The sequence below is a fragment of the Rhodoferax sp. genome, from assembly GCF_028715765.1.
GTDB lineage: Bacteria > Pseudomonadota > Gammaproteobacteria > Burkholderiales > Burkholderiaceae_C > Rhodoferax.
Map to the genome: position 1 here is coordinate 26,168 of NZ_JAQURE010000011.1, position 17,735 is coordinate 43,902.

At 54.0% G+C, this 17,735-nt stretch carries 16 protein-coding genes and 2 tRNA genes; 9 read left to right on the forward strand and 9 right to left on the reverse strand.

Features of this window, described 5'->3' with window-relative positions:
* Nucleotides 1-11 precede the first annotated feature (11 nt).
* Nucleotides 12-398, reverse strand: coding sequence for a lipoprotein insertase outer membrane protein LolB (locus PHT20_RS05920; protein ID WP_366520899.1), 387 nt, complete (start codon nucleotides 396-398; stop codon nucleotides 12-14).
* Nucleotides 399-523: 125 nt separating this feature from the next.
* Nucleotides 524-2,272, reverse strand: coding sequence for a tetratricopeptide repeat protein (locus PHT20_RS05925; RefSeq protein ID WP_300086805.1), 1,749 nt, complete (start codon nucleotides 2,270-2,272; stop codon nucleotides 524-526).
* A gap of 38 nt (nucleotides 2,273-2,310) precedes the next feature.
* On the opposite strand from PHT20_RS05925, the gene mutM reads away from it, so the two are divergent.
* The 3 genes from mutM (at nucleotide 2,311) to mutY (ending at nucleotide 6,223) form a co-directional block, all read left to right on the forward strand.
* The gene (gene mutM / locus PHT20_RS05930) at nucleotides 2,311-3,126 is read left to right on the forward strand and encodes a bifunctional DNA-formamidopyrimidine glycosylase/DNA-(apurinic or apyrimidinic site) lyase (RefSeq protein WP_300086802.1); all 816 of its coding nucleotides are present in this window, start codon (nucleotides 2,311-2,313) and stop codon (nucleotides 3,124-3,126) included.
* Nucleotides 3,127-3,203: 77 nt separating this feature from the next.
* Nucleotides 3,204-5,162 carry a dynamin family protein gene (locus PHT20_RS05935; RefSeq protein ID WP_300086833.1) on the forward strand — a complete coding sequence of 653 codons (1,959 nt, stop codon included), beginning with the start codon at nucleotides 3,204-3,206 and terminating at the stop codon, nucleotides 5,160-5,162.
* The gene (gene mutY, locus PHT20_RS05940; protein ID WP_300086799.1) at nucleotides 5,159-6,223 is read left to right on the forward strand and encodes an A/G-specific adenine glycosylase; all 1,065 of its coding nucleotides are present in this window, start codon (nucleotides 5,159-5,161) and stop codon (nucleotides 6,221-6,223) included. Before PHT20_RS05935 ends, mutY begins: the two co-directional genes overlap by 4 nt.
* Here mutY and rapZ read toward each other — a convergent pair.
* Genes rapZ through PHT20_RS05955 form a run of 3 tightly spaced genes read right to left on the reverse strand, consistent with a single transcriptional unit; the run spans nucleotide 6,220 to nucleotide 9,667 of the window.
* Nucleotides 6,220-7,113, reverse strand: coding sequence for an RNase adapter RapZ (gene rapZ / locus PHT20_RS05945; protein WP_301019815.1), 894 nt, complete (start codon nucleotides 7,111-7,113; stop codon nucleotides 6,220-6,222). The two genes, mutY and rapZ, sit on opposite strands and share 4 nt — an antisense overlap.
* Complete coding sequence (gene recN, locus PHT20_RS05950) at nucleotides 7,110-8,768, reverse strand: DNA repair protein RecN (RefSeq protein ID WP_301019816.1); 1,659 nt, start codon at nucleotides 8,766-8,768, stop codon at nucleotides 7,110-7,112. The genes rapZ and recN overlap by 4 nt, the downstream gene beginning before the upstream one ends.
* A complete protein-coding gene (locus tag PHT20_RS05955; RefSeq protein ID WP_300087733.1) occupies nucleotides 8,765-9,667 on the reverse strand; it encodes an NAD kinase in 903 nt (300 codons plus the stop codon). The genes recN and PHT20_RS05955 overlap by 4 nt, the downstream gene beginning before the upstream one ends.
* 28 nt (nucleotides 9,668-9,695) lie before the next feature.
* Between PHT20_RS05955 and hrcA the strand changes: the two genes are divergently transcribed.
* The 4 genes from hrcA (at nucleotide 9,696) to greB (ending at nucleotide 11,544) form a co-directional block, all read left to right on the forward strand.
* Nucleotides 9,696-10,700, forward strand: a complete 1,005-nt coding sequence (hrcA, locus tag PHT20_RS05960) for a heat-inducible transcriptional repressor HrcA (RefSeq protein WP_300087735.1) — start codon at nucleotides 9,696-9,698, stop codon at nucleotides 10,698-10,700.
* Nucleotides 10,701-10,724: 24 nt separating this feature from the next.
* A tRNA-Ile gene (locus PHT20_RS05965) sits at nucleotides 10,725-10,801 on the forward strand.
* A gap of 28 nt (nucleotides 10,802-10,829) precedes the next feature.
* Nucleotides 10,830-10,906: transfer RNA gene (locus PHT20_RS05970), tRNA-Arg, on the forward strand.
* 80 nt (nucleotides 10,907-10,986) lie between these two features.
* Nucleotides 10,987-11,544, forward strand: a complete 558-nt coding sequence (greB, locus tag PHT20_RS05975) for a transcription elongation factor GreB (RefSeq protein ID WP_300087737.1) — start codon at nucleotides 10,987-10,989, stop codon at nucleotides 11,542-11,544.
* Here the strand turns inward: greB and PHT20_RS05980 are convergent.
* The 4 genes from PHT20_RS05980 to PHT20_RS05995 all read right to left on the reverse strand — a co-directional run bounded on the left by PHT20_RS05980 (nucleotide 11,534) and on the right by PHT20_RS05995 (nucleotide 15,691).
* Nucleotides 11,534-13,789: a bifunctional (p)ppGpp synthetase/guanosine-3',5'-bis(diphosphate) 3'-pyrophosphohydrolase gene (locus PHT20_RS05980; RefSeq protein ID WP_301019817.1), complete on the reverse strand. Its 2,256-nt coding sequence runs from the start codon at nucleotides 13,787-13,789 to the stop codon at nucleotides 11,534-11,536. The genes greB and PHT20_RS05980 overlap by 11 nt on opposite strands.
* Nucleotides 13,790-13,879: 90 nt before the next feature.
* Nucleotides 13,880-14,083: a DNA-directed RNA polymerase subunit omega gene (gene rpoZ, locus PHT20_RS05985; protein WP_300087741.1), complete on the reverse strand. Its 204-nt coding sequence runs from the start codon at nucleotides 14,081-14,083 to the stop codon at nucleotides 13,880-13,882.
* 30 nt (nucleotides 14,084-14,113) lie between these two features.
* Nucleotides 14,114-14,731: a guanylate kinase gene (gene gmk / locus PHT20_RS05990; protein WP_301019849.1), complete on the reverse strand. Its 618-nt coding sequence runs from the start codon at nucleotides 14,729-14,731 to the stop codon at nucleotides 14,114-14,116.
* 42 nt (nucleotides 14,732-14,773) lie between these two features.
* Nucleotides 14,774-15,691 (reverse strand): YicC/YloC family endoribonuclease, encoded by a 918-nt coding sequence (locus tag PHT20_RS05995; RefSeq protein ID WP_301019818.1) that lies wholly within the window; start codon nucleotides 15,689-15,691, stop codon nucleotides 14,774-14,776.
* 78 nt (nucleotides 15,692-15,769) lie between these two features.
* Here PHT20_RS05995 and PHT20_RS06000 point away from each other — a divergent pair, with 78 nt between their 5' ends.
* Nucleotides 15,770-16,777: a serine/threonine-protein kinase gene (locus PHT20_RS06000; RefSeq protein WP_301019819.1), complete on the forward strand. Its 1,008-nt coding sequence runs from the start codon at nucleotides 15,770-15,772 to the stop codon at nucleotides 16,775-16,777.
* Nucleotides 16,774-17,688 carry a PP2C family serine/threonine-protein phosphatase gene (locus tag PHT20_RS06005; protein WP_301019820.1) on the forward strand — a complete coding sequence of 305 codons (915 nt, stop codon included), beginning with the start codon at nucleotides 16,774-16,776 and terminating at the stop codon, nucleotides 17,686-17,688. The genes PHT20_RS06000 and PHT20_RS06005 overlap by 4 nt, the downstream gene beginning before the upstream one ends.
* Nucleotides 17,689-17,735: the final 47 nt, after the last annotated feature.

Consider the following 17,735-nt stretch of genomic DNA (forward strand, 5'->3'; position numbering starts at 1 on the left):
TCGGGGTGAAGTTAGTTGTCCAAAATCACACGCAATTGCGCTTCGGGCGCAGGGGTCAATCTTTGAGCTGTGATTTTGCCTTGGTTGAATTGCGTCAAGTCGACATCCCAGCCAGCTGCAGTGAGTGACTGCCCTTTGAGCCAGGAAAAAAAGGCTGTGACCGGTACCTCGGTGCCTAGCATGTGTATGGTCAAGGGAGCCAGGCCGTTGAACTGGTGCGTCTCACCACGAGCGGTGAGTTGGGCAGATTCAGGCGTCCAGCGAATGACCGCGGCTGTGCTGCCCAGCGGGGTGTAAAAATTCAAGCTGCCTTGTTGGGCGTCGCCTTGCAGATCAAATGCGGCTGAAAAAGACTGTGGCTGTGACTGTGGGTCTGCCGGGTCAGGCTGAACGTGCATGGACAAGCGCCCTTGCCAACTTGAAATATTTTGATCATTTCGGCTTGTAGGCCTAGTGGTGCTTGCACAACCAGCTATGAAAATTAAAGCAATGAAAATCCAGCACCAAGAGCTGATCTGACGCTTCACAGCACCGCTTTCAGTCTTTGTACGGTTTGCAGCAGGGTCTCATTGGCAGGGTTGAGTTTGATGCCCTCGCGCCAGATGTCGCGTGCCTCGGCCTGGCGGTTCAGGTGCCAAAGCACTTCACCCAAATGGGCGGCAATTTCAGCGTCTGGCTTGGCTTTGAAGGCGGTCTGCAACTGTTGCAGCGCTTTATCGGCGTTGCCGCTGCGAAACTCGGCCCAGGCCAAGCTGTCTAGGATGAACGGGTCATTGGGTGTCAACTCAAGCGCTCGGGTGATCAGGGCGATGGCTTCGGGCAGGCGCAGGCCACGGTCTGCCAGCGAGTAGCCCAGCGCGTTGTAGGCATGCGGGTCGTTGGGCCTGGCCTCAATCAATTGGCGCAGCAGGCGTTCCATGTCATCGAGTTGCCCCAGTTTCTCTTGCACCATGGCCAATTCGTAGATCAAGTCAGGGTCGGTTGGATTGTGGTTCAGCTGGGTTTGAAGCAGGGCACGCGCCCGCTCAAATTGCTTGCCATCTTTGAGCAACTGAACTTGTGCAGCCTGCTTGAGTTGCTGCTCTTCTGCAGAGCGTGTGGGCAAGTTTTGCAACATGCCCAGGGCAGCATCCAGCTGGCCTTGTTCGGCCACCAGCTGGGCGCGCCGAATTTCCGCGCGGGTGGTGTCCTCTGGCGTGGCGATGCGCAGCAACCAATCATCGGCTTGTTTGTAGTCTTTGCTTTGCTGGGCGATTTGGGCTAATGCAAAAAAGGCTTGAGTGCGGCCTCTGGCATTCACCTCAACGGCCGATGGCGATGCACTGGGTTCCGTCAAGTCCAGGTAGTGCTGAAACTGCCCTTGGGCTTGCTGCGGTTGGTTCATCTGAAGCTTGAGCGCACCGCTGATGAGCCAACTGTCCGCATAGTCGGGATGATTTTTTTGCAGCAGTGCAAGTTGCGCGCTGGCATCGGCATCACGCTGGGCCGAGATCAGTACTTTGACGTAGGAAATTCGAAATTCTGGCCTGGCGTGTGGCAAATGTTTTTGCACCAGTTCTTCGGCTGATGGTGTGTTGGCGCTCATCAGGGTCAGCGCCAATAAGGCAGGGTGTTCAGCCTTGGCATTCATACGCAAGCCGCTGGCAGCTGCTTTGAGGGCTGTGCTGGCCTGATCAGCGCTGTGCCACATCCGGCCAATGGTGGCCCAAGCCGTTGGCCCGAGCTCCATATTGCCGAGGTAGCTGGCCAAGGCTTTTTGCACTGTTTGGGCTGCCAGCGGCCGATCGCTGACACGTTCAAACAGGCTGGCCACATGCCAGATGGCTTCTTGTTGTGTCGTTTTGGGAGTCAAGGCGATGTCACGCTTGAGCGGCTCAAGTGCCTCAGCCGTGCGATTGAGACCGAGCAACACTTGCAAAACAAAACGGTTGGCTTCTCTGGACTGGGGTTCAGCTTTGGCCCAGGCTTGCGCCGCCATGAGTGCCGAAGGCCCAGAGCGGGCTTGCAACGCAATTTGAACCGCTCGGTTGAAAAGTGCCGGGTCTTTGGTTTGATGCGCTGCATCCAGCATCAGTGAAAATGCGCTGGCTGGCTCTTCGTTACGTGCATTGAGCTCGCCCAGCAACAGTTGGTAAAACAAGGCACTGCTGAGAGCTGAACTTTGAGCAACTGGCTCGGTTTTTTGAGGAGCCGGCTGTGCGGCTGTTTGAGCGGGAGCCTGCGGCAGCAAAGCCAGCAGCAAAGGCAGGAGAGAAAGGTGTTTGAAGCGCATCCAGTCATAATAATCCAAGCTCCCAAAGTATTTGATGTATGCCTGAATTACCTGAAGTTGAAGTCACACGCCTGAGTTTTGCCAGCGCCATTGCTGGCGCCACTGTCACAGCTGTGTTTTTGGGCAAGCCGTTGCGCTGGCCACTGGGTTGTGATGTGGCACTGCTGAACGGACAGCGCATTTTGGGGGTGCAGCGGCGGGGTAAGTATTTATTGATTGAACTCAGTCAAGGGTATTTGCTGGTGCATTTGGGCATGTCGGGCAGTTTGCGTTTTGCCCCGCAATTGCCCGCCTTGGGTGTGCATGACCATTTTGAAATGCACACCACCCACGGCTGCTTGCGCTTGACGGATCCGCGCCGCTTTGGAGCTGTGGTGTATGTGTCAAGTTTGACTGATCCACAAGCCACCAAGTTGTTGGGACGGTTGGGCATGGAGCCGTTGTCAGACGCGTTTGAGTTGAGCCGGTTTGCCACCGGGTTGCACCAACGCAAAGCTGCTATCAAACAGGTGCTGCTGGCGGGTGACTTGGTGGTGGGGGTGGGTAATATTTACGCCTCTGAGGCGCTTTTTATGGCGGGCATTCGCCCCACCCAATCTGCTGCAACTTTGAGCAAACCCAAAATGGCACGTTTGCATGCTGCCATTCGGGATGTGTTGGCCAGAGCCGTGGCAAAAGGCGGCAGCACGCTGCGGGATTTTTCCAGCGCCCAAGGCCAAACCGGTTATTTCCAGCTTGAAGCCATGGTGTATGGCCGTGCAGGGTTGCCCTGCAAGCAATGTGGTGCAGTGGTCAAAATGCTTCGCCAGGGGCAGCGTTCAACCTTTTATTGCCCCACGTGCCAGAAGCACTGAACGCCACCCAAGTCCGGGCATGGGGTGGCAGTGCTATATTGCCTTTATTGAATGAAAACCGCAGGTTTGGAGGTACTTTGGGCACTTCTTTTAACGAAAAATTTGATCAGCACAGTGTCTGGCGACGCGAGTTTGCCTTGCGCTTGAAGCTGCTCGCGCAGTGGCTCAGAGAGCAAGACCTGCTGGATGCTTCTGTGGAAGACCGCATGACGCGGCTGGAGTCACAGGTGCGGGCAGACAAAGTGATGGTGGCTTTTGTAGCCGAGTTTTCACGTGGCAAGTCTGAGTTGATCAATGCCATCTTTTTTGCTGACTATGGTCGGCGCATCATGCCCGCCAGTGCTGGGCGCACCACCATGTGCCCGACCGAGATGGGGTATGACGTTGACGTGCCACCGTGTTTGCGTTTGCTGCCTATTGAAACCCGTTTGCAGCCGCAAAGCTTGATGGAATGGCGCATGGCGCCTGAAAAATGGGAGCGCATTGACCTGGATGTGGCAGACCCTAAACAGTTGGCGCAGTCGTTTGCCAAAGTGGCTGAAACCCGCCGGGTCACTCAAGAAGAGGCCAAGGCACTGGGCTTTTGGCAGGAAAACAGCATGCTGCCCCAAGCCTTGTTGGATGCCAAAGGCTTGGTTGAAGTGCCTAAATGGCGGCACGCACTCATCAATATTGCCCATCCTTTGCTCAAGCAGGGCTTGGTGATTTTGGACACGCCTGGACTGAATGCCATTGGCGCAGAGCCAGAGCTGACGGTGAGCTTGATCCCGCAAGCCCAGGCCATTGTGTTTATTTTGGCAGCAGATACTGGGGTGACTCAGTCAGATTTATCCATTTGGCGCGAGCACTTGGTCAAAGATGCGCGAGACACCTCGACCCGAGTGGTGGTGCTTAACAAAATTGACACATTGTGGGATGCGCTGGACAGCCCCCAGCAAGTGCAGGTGCAAATCCAGAGTCAAAAGTTGACAGCCGCGGAAATTTTGGCTGTGCCATTGAATCAAGTGGTGGCCGTGTCGGCGCAGAAAGGGTTGCTGGCCAAAGTACAAAACGACCCTGCATTGCTCGCTCGCAGCTGTTTGGCGCAGCTTGAAGACGCCTTGAGCCAAGGCATCATGGGGCGCCGGCAAAAGATTTTGGCCTCGGCTGTGGCACGTGGCATTGCTGATTTGCGCAGCGAAACCGCTCGGGTGGTGCACATTCGCCGCCGTGATGTGACTGAGCAGCTGCTGGAGCTTAAAGGTTTGCAGGGAAAAAATATCCCGGTGATCAAAAACATGCGTTCACGCATCGCTCAAGAGCAGGCGGATTTTGATGCGGGTGGCGTCAAGATTCATGCGGTGCGCTCGGTGCACATGAAGCTGCTGCGAGATATTTTTAGCTTGTTGGGGCCTACCAATTTGCGTCGTGAGATGGCTGACTTGACCGAGGTCTTGCAACAAAAGGGCTTCAAGCTGGGTGTCAAAAAGGCCTATGACGATGCCTTTGGCAAGCTCCGTGCGAATGTACAACTGGTGCACGCCAAAGGGGTTGAGATTCACAAAATGTTGCTAGCCACTTTTGTTCAGTTGAACACAGACTTTGGCTTTTCTTTGCAAGTGCCTGAGGAGTTGGGTGTGGACAGTTACTTGCAAGAGCTTGAGTTGATCGAGCGCAGCCACGTGCAGTATTTGAGTTTGGGCAATGCTTTCAGGCTCGCACAGCCGGCGTTTGCTGACCGTCTGGTACGCGCTTTGTCAAACCGGGTGCGCTCAGTTCATGAAACAGCGCTGGCCGACATTGAGGCTTGGAGTAAATCAGCCGCATCGCAGTTGGACGCCCAATTGCGCGAGCGGCGCAAAAACTTTGCCAGACGCTTGGAGGCGATCGATCGGATCGCGCAGGCATCCAGTGGGTTGGATGAGCGCATTGCAGATGTCCATTTGCGTAACGCCGAATTAGATGGTGTAGAAGCCAAATTGGCAGAACTCACTGACTATTTGTTGAATATGACTGCCCCCGCACGCTTTGGTATTGCGGTGGAAGCATTGGCTTGAACCGCCAACAAGCGGTGTTGCCGCGCATCGATGATTTTTTGGCGCGGTCGGTGGTGAGTTGGCAACTGTTGCACGGTCGGCATGATTTGCCGTGGCAAAACACCCGCGATCCCTATCGGGTTTGGCTCTCTGAGGTGATGTTGCAGCAAACGCAGGTGGCCACCGTATTGACATACTTTGATCGTTTCCTGCGTCGATTTCCTACTGTGACTGCGTTGGCGCAAGCGACGTTGGACGAAGTGCTGGGGTTGTGGACGGGTTTGGGGTACTACAGCCGAGCGCGGAACTTGCACCGCTGCGCACAGCAGGTGGTGCAGGAACACGCGGGCAGTTTCCCGACATCGGCGCAGCAACTGCAAGGTTTGTCAGGCATCGGACCGTCTACCGCGGCTGCCATTGCTTCCCTGTGCTTTGGTGAAAGAGTGGCCATTTTGGATGGCAACGCCAAGCGTGTACTGACACGCTATCTGGGTTTTGCACATGATTTGTCGGTGGCAGTCAATGAGCGTCTGTTGTGGCAACAGGCGCAAGCATTGTTGCCTGTGAATGATGTGACACAGGCCATGCCACGGTACACCCAAGGCATGATGGATTTGGGAGCCACGCTGTGCACAGCCAAAAATCCAGCTTGCCAGCGTTGCCCGCTTCAAGCCCGGTGTGTGGCCGCTGAAACATCCAGCCCACAAGACTTCCCCGTCAAAACGCGACGGATCAAGCGCAGCGATGAGTCCATCTGGTTGCTTTGGGCGAGCGATGCCGCTGGCGCCGTGTGGCTGCAGCAACGCCCCACGCCTGGTGTGTGGGCTGGTTTGTACTGTTTTGCCTTGTTTGAAACTGAGCATGATTTACGCCAGGCCGTGCCGCAGCCCTATCAGGCGCACATCAGCTGTTTGCCCGCACTCAAACACGTGCTGACACACAAAGACATGTATTTGCACCTGTGCAAAGTGGTGTTGCCCAACGGGTGCCAGCCAGCTGCGCCTGGCGCTTGGTTCAGCCCTTCACAGTGGCCAGGCTTGGGCTTGCCTGCACCGGTGCATAAATGGCTTCAAAAGAGCTAGGGGCGTGCATCCATTTCACGGTGGCGAATGAGGGTGTGCCAGGTTTTTGAAAAAAATGCCGCGAGTTGCTCGACCAAATAGACCGAGCGATGTTGACCGCCTGTGCAGCCAATGGCCACGGTGACATAACTGCGGTGATTGTGTGCCAGCGCATCCAGCCAGTTCTCCAGAAAACCCTGAAGATGGTTTTGCATGCGCGTCACTTCTGACTCTTGTTGCAAAAATGCTATCACTGACGCATCTTTGCCTGTGAGATGTTTCAAAGCGGGCTCATAGTGTGGGTTGGGTAGCATGCGCACATCAAAGACAAAGTCTGCGTCATTGGGGATGCCGCGTTTGAAAGCAAATGACTCAAACACCAGTGTCAGCTGTTCGTTGGGGCTGGCAATCAGGTTTTTCAGGTAACTTTGAAGCTGGGTGGGTCTGATCAAACTGGTGTCAATCACATGGGCATGCGCACGCAAATCTTGTAGCAACGCACGCTCAAGTTCAATGGCTTCAGTCAAGGCATGGCGTTGGTCAGTTTCGATATTTTTGGTTTGATAGTCAGACAACGGGTGCCGCCGCCGTGTTTCTGAGTAACGTCGAATCAATGTGTCGGTGCTGGCATCCAAAAAAACAGAGTCAATCTGTACGCCTTGGCTTTGCAAAAGTGCCAGTTGTTCAGGCACTTGTGGCAGTGAACTGGCGCTGCGCACATCCATGGCAATGGCCAGTTGGCTAGACAGGCCGGTGCGCTCTAGGTTGACCAAAGAGATCATCAGCTCTGGTGGCAGGTTGTCTACACAATAAAACCCCATGTCTTCTAGCGAGTGCAGGGCGACAGATTTTCCCGAGCCAGACATGCCCGTGAGCAAGACCAAATGCAGGGGGTGGGTGTTGGCGCTCATGGCTTTTCACTTTGGGTTTGAAGCAGGTCACGCGCATGTGCCAAGGTGCTGCTCATCAAGCGCTCACCGCCTAGCATTCGAGCCAACTCTGCCACACGGACTTCGTCCGACACATTTTTGACTTGGCTCATGGTTTGTGTGTTTTGTGTCTGTTTTTGCACCACCAAATGGTGGTCAGCACAAGCCGCCACTTGCGGCAAGTGAGTGACAGCAAAGACTTGTCGATCTGCCCCAAGCTGCTGCATGAGTCGCCCCACCGTCTCCGCCACTGCGCCGCCTACGCCGGAGTCCACTTCGTCAAAAATCAAGGTTTGAGCATCGCCGAGTTGGCTGGTGGTGACCGCAATCGCCAAGGCCAGGCGAGACAGCTCACCGCCCGAGGCTACTTTTTGAATCGGGCGTGGTGTGCTACCGGTGTGACCCGCCACCAAAAAACTCACCTCTTCCATGCCGTGTTGCATGGGTTGCTCTGTTGGCTGCAGACTTACCTCAAACACCCCTCCTTGCATGCCCAGGCTTTGCATGGCTTGGGTAATTGTGTGGCTTAACTTGGGTGCGGTTGCCTTGCGCAACTGAGTCAGTTGGTGCGATTCTGTTTGGTAGATCCGCCAAGCAGCTGCCAATGTTTGCTCGATGCGCGAAACATCGGCGGCTGATTCCAGCGCTGACAAGTCTTGGTGCCATTGGGTGAGCAGGTCTGGCAGTTCTTCAGGATGGCGCTTGTAACGCCTGGCCAGTGACAACCACAGGCGCATGCGCTCATCCAACTCGCCCAGGCGCTGCGGGTCAAGCTCAGTTTTGCGCAAATAGCTACGCAGTGTGTGCACTGCATCTTGTGTTTGTGCCAGGCTTGATGACAAAACATCTGCCAGCGATTTAAATAAGGGTTCTAGATGCTCTTGTTTTTGAAGTAAATCTAAGCAACTGGTCAAACTGCTCAGGGTGCTGTTTTCTGAATCGTCAAGAGTTTGCATGACGTGTTGTGCTGATTCAATCAGGCTTTGTGCATGCGAGAGTCTGGTGTGTTCTGCATTGAGTGCAGCCCATTCGTCTGCGCTGGGAGAGAGTTTTTCAAGCTCGCTGATTTGCCACATCAGCCGTTCACGCTCACTGGCCAGACTGGTTTGCGCCGCGTTGGCTGCTGTGAGTTGCTCTTGAGCGGTGCGCCAGTTGTGCCAAGCCTGTGCGGTGGCTGCTGTTGAACATTTTGCATAGGCATCGAGCAGGGCACGCACAGTCTCTGGGCGTGTCAAACTTTGCCAGGCGTGCTGCCCATGAATGTCAAGCAGTTGTTCACCCAACGCGCGCAGTTGTGTGGCTGTGGCTGGGCTGGTGTTGATCCAGGCGCGGCTTTTGCCTTGGTTGTCTACCGTGCGACGCAACAGCAGCATGTCATTTGCATCAAAACCTGCCTCTTCAAGCCACGCCTGCTGTTTGGGAGAGGCATCAAATTCAGCACAAACTTCAGTCTTGGTGCAGCCTTCACGCACCAAATTCACATCGGCACGGCCACCGGTGACCAGTTGTAAGGCATCAATCAAGATCGATTTGCCAGCGCCGGTTTCACCTGTCAAAACGGTAAAGCCATTGTCAAACTCAAGGTCAAGCGCGTGCACGATGACAAAGTCGCGCAACACAATGCGTTTCAGACTCACGTGGTGGGTACTCCTTCGTTCCAGTGCAATTTTTCACGTAGGGTGTCAAAGTAAGACCAGCCTTTGGGGTGCAGAAAACGCACATGGTGGTCAGATCGGGTGACTTCAATGCGGTCGCCGTGCATCAAAGATGCCAACGACTGCATGTCAAAGCTGGCACTGGCGTCTCTGCCTGATACTATTTCAATAGCTATGTGTGAAGAGTTAGACAGCACTATAGGCCGATTAGACAAGGTATGTGGCGCAATGGGTACCATCACCCAGCCGGGGATGGTGGGGTGCAACAGCGGCCCGCCTGAAGACAGTGCGTAGGCCGTTGAGCCTGTTGGCGTGGCAATGATCAAGCCATCAGCGCGCTGGTTGGCAACAAAATGGCCATCCACCTCTACGCGAAGTTCCACCATGCCCGATGTGGCTCCGCGGTTGACCACTACGTCGTTCATGGCGACGGCTTTAAAAACACAATGACCATCGCGCATGACTTTGGCGTTGATCAGGCTGCGGTGATCTTCCTCAAACTCACCTTGGAGCATGTGCGTCAAACTGGTCGCAAAGTTGTCATAGGGAATGTCGGTGATGAATCCTAGGCGACCTTGGTTGATGCCAATCAATGGCACACCATAGGCGGCCAACCGGCGGCCAATGCCCAGCATGGTGCCATCACCCCCCACCACCAAACCTAAATCGCACTGCGTGCCAATTTGAGACACATTCAAAATGGGGTAATCGGTCAGCCCCATGTTTCTCGCAGTGTCATATTCAATCACCACTTCACAGCCCTGAGTTTCAAGAAACTGCAAGATGGCTTCTAACGCGCTGCGTGAGCTGGTGCCAGATGCACCAGACGCCAGGGTTTGGTACTTGCCGATCAATGCCACATGATGAAAGGTTGACTTCATTTTTAAATTACATCACTAAAATGAATCAATGCTTGATGAACGTGCCAAGTTATTGTTGAAAGCGCTGGTAGAGCGCTACATTGCCGATGGACAACCCGTCGGTTCACGCACGTTATCACGGGCATCAGGCTTGGAGTTGTCGCCCGCGACCATTCGAAATGTGATGTCAGACTTGGAAGAGTTGGGTTTGATTGCCAGCCCGCACACCTCGGCCGGGCGCATTCCGACCGCAAGAGGTTACCGATTGTTTGTTGACACCATGTTGACCGTGCAACGCGGCCCCTTGGGAACGCACAGCTTGGCCTCTGATCAGCCGCAAAGGGTCATTTCTAACGCCGCAAACCTACTGTCAAATCTCTCTCAATTTGTCGGGGTGGTGATTGCACCCAAGCGCTCATCGGTATTTCGTCACATCGAATTTTTGCGCTTGTCTGAGCGCCGCTTGCTGGTCATCATTGTGTCGCCAGAGGGTGATGTGCAAAACCGGGTGATTTTTACCGAGCAAGATTTTTCGTCTGCACACCTCACAGAAGCTGCCAATTACCTCAATGCCAATTACGTCGGCCTGACGCTTGAACAGGTGCACGAGCGACTCAAAAATGAGGTGAACTCATTGCGTGTTGAGATCGCAAGTTTGATGAATGCGGCGGTTACTGCCAATTCAGAGGTTTTGTCTGAAGCCCAAGATGAGGTGGTGATCTCGGGTGAGAAAAATCTCTTGTCTGTCAGTGATTTTTCTCATGACATGACGCACTTGCGGCGGGCGTTTGATCTTTTTGAGCAAAAGGCTCAGTTGATGCGTTTGCTTGACGTGACTGGGCAGGCAGAGGGTGTGCGCATTTTTATTGGTGGCGAAAGTCAAGTGGTCCCATTTGAAGATTTGTCCATTGTGACGGCACCTTATGAGGTAGATGGACAAGTGGTTGGGAAATTGGGTGTGGTGGGGCCTACGCGCATGGCTTACGACCGCATGATCCAGATTGTGGACATCACTTCCAAATTAGTCAGCAATGCGCTCAGTCACCATAAGTAGGCATTTACAATCACAGGTTCGGTCGGGCCGTTAGCTCAGTTGGTTAGAGCAGAGGACTCATAATCCTTTGGTCCACAGTTCAAGTCTGTGACGGCCTACCACTTAAAATCTTGTATAATTTAATGCTTAGCGGCTGTAGCTCAGTTGGATAGAGCACTTGGCTACGAACCAAGGGGTCGTGGGTTCAATTCCTGCCAGCCGCACCAAAAATAAAGCCTGCAACTTCAAAAGAGTTGCAGGCTTTTTCTTTGTGGGATTCAAGCATGTAGTCATCTTGGAGACATTCATGAGCAAAGCATTTACGCGTGAGGCTGATGAGGATGAAGAAGAGTTACAACTTCCAGCTTTGCCGTCAACGGGTAAAAACTACATCACACCTGCTGGTTATGCCGTGATGCACCAAGAGTTGATGGCTTTGATTGACGTTGAGCGCCCCAAAATTGTTGATGTGGTGCATTGGGCGGCAAGCAATGGCGATCGTTCTGAAAACGGTGACTATTTGTATGGAAAGAAAAGGCTTCGCGAAATTGATCGACGCATTCGATTTTTAACCAAACGCCTTGAAATCGCTGAAGCGATTGACCCTTCTGTTCACCACGGCTGTGACCAGATTTTTTTCGGTGCCACTGTGTCTTATGTCGAAGAAACAGGTGTTGAACGCAGTGTCACCATTCTTGGTATTGATGAGGCAGAGAGTTCGCGTGGACAAGTCAGCTGGGTTTCTCCCATTGCACGAACCTTGTTAAAAGCACGTCAAGGTGATGTGCTCAAGCTGATCACGCCCAATGGTGTCGTTGAAATCGAGGTGCTTGAAGTGACTTACCCCGCTCCATCTACCGTGTGACTGGATTGGCGTTTGTGATGCGTGTTGCCTTTAAAACAGCAGGCGTTCGCCGCAGATTGCGCAACACAAGCTCAAGCTGATGAATGTCACGCACCGCAATCACAAAAGTCAAGTCCATGGCACCGTGGTCGGATTCGTCTGCCATGTCAATGTGCGTGATATCAGCCTCAGCAGACGATAGCGCGCCAGCTACTTTGGCTAACACACCCTTGCCGTTGTTGACGGTCACGATCAAGCCTGTTTCGAAAGTTCGCACCGGCTCGTCCGCCCATTCCACGCTGATGAAGCGTTCACTGTCTTTGTACTTTAATTTTTGGGCGACTTGGCAGGTTTGTGTATGCAACGTCAATCCTTCGCCCCGCCCTAAATAGCCTACGATTGCATCGCCAGGAATGGGGCGACAGCAGGTCGCAAAACGCACCGATGTGTTTTCACTGCCATCAATTTGCACGGCGGCCTCAGCCACGCTACCCGTGCCAGAAAATCGCTCACGTGTCAGCAGCAACACATCAGGTTTTTCACCATGGTCGGCTAGCAGCTTGGCCAAACGTTTGGCTAGCATGCTGGCAATGCGTTTGCCCAAACCGATGTCAGTGAGAAGTTCCGCACGCGACTTGTTACCGCTGAATCGGATCAATTTGTCCCAAATGGCTTGATGGGCATCAGAGGCATCGGGTAACGCTTCAATGCCTTCGGCGCGCAAGGCTTGAGCCAGCATTTTTTCACCCAAATGTTGCGAGTCGGCCTGCGCCAAGGTGCGCAGGTGTTGGCGAATTTTGGAGCGAGCCCGCGCGGTACGCACAAAACTCAGCCAGCTTGGGTTGGGATTTGACTGCGCATCGATGATGATTTCAATCACATCGCCATTCTTGATTTCTGTTCGCAGTGGTACTTGCTCGTTGTTGACTTTGGCCGAGATTGCGTGATCGCCAACATTGCTGTGTATGGCATAGGCAAAGTCCACTACGGTGGCGCCACGTGGCATGGACATGATGCGGCTTTTGGGCGTGAAAACATACACCGCGTCTGGGAAAAGGTCGACTTTGACATGCTCCCAAAACTCGGCCGCATCGCGGGTTTCGTCTTGAATGTCCAGCAATGACTGCAACCACTTGGATCCCATGCGGTCGTTGTGCGACACATCATCCGGACTGGTGTCTTTGTAAAGCCAGTGTGCCGCAACGCCGGTCTCTGCCACCAGATGCATGGCTTGCGTGCGTAACTGAAATTCAACATTGATGCTGGACGGCCCCACCAAAGTGGTGTGCAAAGACTGGTAGCCATTGATTTTGCTGATGGCAATATGGTCTTTGAATTTACCTGGCACTGGTTTGTAGAGCTGGTGCAGCAGCCCTAGCGCGGTGTAACAGTCAATCAAGTGCGGCACAACCACCCGAAAGCCATAAATGTCAGTGACCTGGGCAAAGCTGAGGTTCTTTTCATCCATTTTTTGATAAATGGAAAACAAGGTTTTTTCACGGCCGCTGATTTGCACCGACATGCCGTAGTGGTCAAAGGTTGTCTGTAAATCGCTTTGCACCTTTTGAATCAAATCGCGCCGCCGGCTGCGCGCCTTGGCAACTGCTTTCGACAAAATGGCATAGCGCCACGGACGCAGGTAACGAAAAGACAAATCTTGCAACTCGCGGTATGTCTGATTCAAGCCCAGCCGATGTGCAATCGGTGCATACACATCAAGGGTTTCAGACGCAATACGATGCCATTTGCTACGCGGTGTATCAGCCAGTGTGCGCATGTTGTGCGAGCGGTCTGCCAATTTGATCAAAATCACTCGCACATCCCGCGCCATGGCCAATAGCATCTTGCGAAACGATTCAGCTTGATTTTCCTCGCGGGTGTTGAATTGCAATTTTTCAAGTTTGGTCAGCCCATCCACCAACTCCGCTACGGGCGAGCCAAAACGTTCGATCAAATCAGTTTTACTGATGTCACAGTCTTCCAGCGCGTCGTGCAGCAAGGCGGCCATCAGCGCCTGGGCATCCAGTTTCCATTCAGCACACTGCGAGGCTACGGCAATGGGATGGGTGATGTAAGGTTCACCACTGTTGCGCAGCTGCCCCAGATGGGCCTCATCGGCAAACCGGTAGGCCAAGCGCACTTTGGCCAAATCTTCTGAAGTCAAGTAGTCCAACTTGCCCATCAAGATGGCAAAACTGGCAGCGGCAGCATTCACTGCGGCGCTGCTTGATGGCGAAGGCTGCTTGTTGACGGCGGATTGGTTCATGCGTTGAATATAGCGCGCACTCAGCTTGATTTGGCGTCAAAAACAAAAAAGCACCGCGAGCGGTGCTTTTGATCAGCTTCAAAAAACAAATTAAAGTGGGACTTTTTTCAGCATCTCCAGTCCGACCTTACCAGCGGCAATTTCGCGCAAGGCTGTCACACCAGGCTTGTTTTTGCTTTCCACTTTGGCGGTGTGACCATGACTGAGCATGCGCGCGCGGTAAGACGCTGCCAACACCAGTTGAAAGCGATTTGGAATCTGCTGCAAGCAGTCTTCAACAGTGATACGAGCCATGAATTCTCCAAAACCGTGAGGGGCGCACTGTCAGAGGTGCAGTGCATTAAATGTTTCAGCTCTGGCGCGGCGCTGCGCCAAATACTTGAGCCTTTGTGCATGCACGATTGATTTCAAATCAAAAACCGCGCGGTCAAAAGATTCATTGATTATAACGAAGTCAAATTGATGGGCTTGCGCCATCTCTAAAGCCGCATTGTGCAAACGCACCTCTATCACATCAGCCGCATCTTCACCGCGCCGTTCTAGCCGTGCGCGCAACTCTTCCCAACTTGGCGGCAAGATAAAGATGGTGACGGCGTTGGCGAAAATTCCCTTGATTTGCAGCGCCCCTTGGTAATCAATTTCAAGAATCACATCTGCGCCCTGCGCCATGCGCTCTTCAATCGCTTTTTTAGAGGTGCCGTAGCGGTGGTTGTGCACATGCGCCCATTCCACAAAGGCCTGCGCCTGCACCATGGCATCAAATTCAGCATTTGAGACAAAAAAGTATTCACGCCCATGCTTCTCTTGGCCACGCGGGGCGCGGGTGGTGTGCGAGACCGAGGGCTGTACATGAGAGTCAAGCTCCATGAGCGCTTTGACCAAGCTGGATTTGCCTGCCCCGCTGGGTGCAGCCACCACAAAAAGATTACCTGGGTATTCCATAGTCTGCATAGACGTAGGCTTTCAACATGATAAAGTAGCGCGTCATTCTATGTTTTGCACCTGTTCCCGCATTTGTTCAATCAGCACTTTCATGTCAACAGAAATGTGGGTCAGCTCCAGCGCAGCTGATTTAGACCCCAGTGTGTTGGCTTCGCGGTGCAGTTCTTGGATCAAAAAGTCCAAACGCTTGCCGATTTCACCGCCGCGTGTGATCAACCGTGCCAACTCATCCAAGTGCGAAGTGAGCCGGGTCAACTCTTCTGCCACATCAATGCGAATGGCAAATGCCGTGGCCTCTGTCAGCGCCCGGTCTTGCGCCGCTTCGGGCAACTGCACGCTGTCGGTCAACCCCATGGCTTCTTGCCAGCGATCCATAAACCGCTGACGCTGTTGCGCCACCAACTGTGGAATCAACGGCACGGCTTTGGCCGTCAAGCCGCGCAACTGTTCGATCCGATCTTGCAGCATCAAGGCCAGGCGTGCACCTTCGCGCTCGCGTGCGGCCAGCAACGACTGCAAGGCCGAGTCAGCCAGCGTCAACAGCTCAGCCGTCCAGTCTTGAGTGGAGCTTGTTTCGTTGCCCGACATCCGAATCACATCCGCCACACTCAGCACCGGTGCATTGGGCAGCCAGGCTTTCACATTGTCTTGAATCGCATTCAAGCGCTGCAGTAGCCGCACCGAGGGGTCTGGCAGCACGTGGCTGGCGTTGCTCTCCAGTGCTGCGCGAAACTCCACCTTGCCGCGCTTGAGCTTGGCCGTGAGGCGCTCGCGTAACGCTGGCTCTGCGGCTCGAAGCTCGTCAGGCAGCCGAAACGTCAGGTCAAGAAAGCGGCTGTTGACAGACCGAATCTCAATACCCAGCCGTGTCGATGCTGCAGATTTTGGCTCTTCGTCGTGCCCAATGGGCGCGCTGCCGTGCTGGGCACTGGCATAACCGGTCATGCTGTAAACTGACATTTGAATGTGATTTTGATGAAACTCGTTCAAGAATAACCCGGTTCTGACTCCGTGCACGTCCGCCCAACTTAAAAATACATGTCCAAGGTCAAGCCTTCACCGCTCCCGCCAGATACCCTGATTGGTGGGTACCGGGTGATTCGTCGGGTGGCCGCTGGCGGGTTTGGCGTGGTTTACCAGGCCATCGACCCTGATGGCCAGCAGGTGGCGATCAAAGAGTATTTGCCTGCGTCGCTGGTCAGCCGTGCGCCAGGAGATTTGTTGCCCCAAGTGGCGCCTGAAAAACTCTCGCTCTACCGTTTGGGCTTGAAAAGTTTTTTTGAAGAAGGCCGCTCGTTGGCTCAAATTTCTCACGCCTCGGTAGTCAGCGTGATGAATTTTTTCCGGGAAAACGAAACCGTTTACATGGTGATGAACTACCTCGAAGGCGCCAGCTTGCAGGAGTACATCTTGATTGCGCGAGACCTCAAGCAAGAAAAAGTCTTTCGTGAGTCCACCATCCGGTCTTTGTTTGATGAAATTTTGCGCGGCTTGCGCATCGTTCACCAGCACAAAATGCTGCACCTTGACATCAAACCCGCCAACATCTTCATCACTGACGACAACAAGTCGGTGTTGATTGACTTTGGTGCCGCGCGTGAAGTGCTCAGCAAAGAAGGCAACTTCATTCGCCCCATGTACACCCCCGGTTTTGCAGCCCCAGAGATGTACCGGCGCGACAGCGCCATGGGCCCGTGGACCGACATTTACGCCATTGGTGCATGCATGTACGCCTGCATGCAGGGTTACCCGCCAGTCGAAGCGCCGCAACGCATGAGCAACGACCGCATGACGTTGGCCTTGAAAAAATTGCAAGGCGTGTATTCAGACAATTTGATTGAAGTGGTGCAGTGGTGCATGGCGCTTGACCCCTTGGCTAGACCGCAATCCGTTTTTGCGCTTCAAAAAGAACTCAACACCGTGGGTGAATTGCGCTATACCCGGCTCAGTGTGGGTGAAAAAGTGCGTTTGCAGTTTGAAACCATGGTGGCAGGAACCAAAAAAACGGTTCTCAAAGCCACCAATATTGGCCATAGAGCAACATGAAATTTTCTGTCTTTCAGGTCAGTCGCAAGGGCGGTCGCGACAAAAACGAAGATCGCATGGGCTACTGCTACACCCGCGCGTCGGCGGTTTTTTTGCTGGCTGACGGCATGGGTGGGCACCCTGAAGGCGAGGTGGCTGCGCAAATGGCCTTGCAGGCGGTGGCAGCGTTGTTTCAAAAACAAGCCCGCCCCGAGTTACCTGATGTCAAAGCCTTTTTGTCCGAGGCGTTGCTCACTGCACAACAGCACATCTTGCGCTATGCCAATGACCGTGCCATGCTGGACTCGCCTCGCACCACGGTGGTGGTGGCGGTGCTGCAAGCGGGCGCAGTCACCTGGACACATTGTGGTGACTCGCGGTTTTACCTGGTGCGCCAATCCAAATTGCTGGTGCGCACCAAAGACCATTCCCTCATGGAGCAAAACCTCACGCGCCCGGCGCCCGCAAACACCGCGCGTACCTCCAACCGCAATGTGCTCTTCACCTGCCTGGGCTCACCCATCAAACCCGTGTTCAATGTGGCCGGACCGGTCTCTTTGCAGCAGGGCGACCGCCTGATGCTGTGCTCTGACGGCTTGTGGTCGGTCATGTCTGATGACGACATTGTGTTTCACTTGTCACAAAAGTCGGTTGAAGATGCTGTGCCAGACCTGGTGGAAAAGGCCTTGCGGGCCGGCGGTGAAGGCTCTGACAACGTGACCTGTTTGGCGCTGGAGTGGGAAACCCCAGACGACTTTGACTCTACCCGCGGCAGTGTCAGCACCGACTCCATCAGCGATGGCGTGTTTGCCTCAACCGTGCAGGCGGGCTTGTGGAACGACACCCTGGAAGACCTGGACGAGGCCGCCATTGAGCGCTCGATTGCTGAAATCAACGAAGCCATTCGCCGCTCAGCCCTCAAAAAACCATAACCCGCTTTGCGGGTTGAACGGGTTTCAGGCCAGTCCTGCGGTGTGAG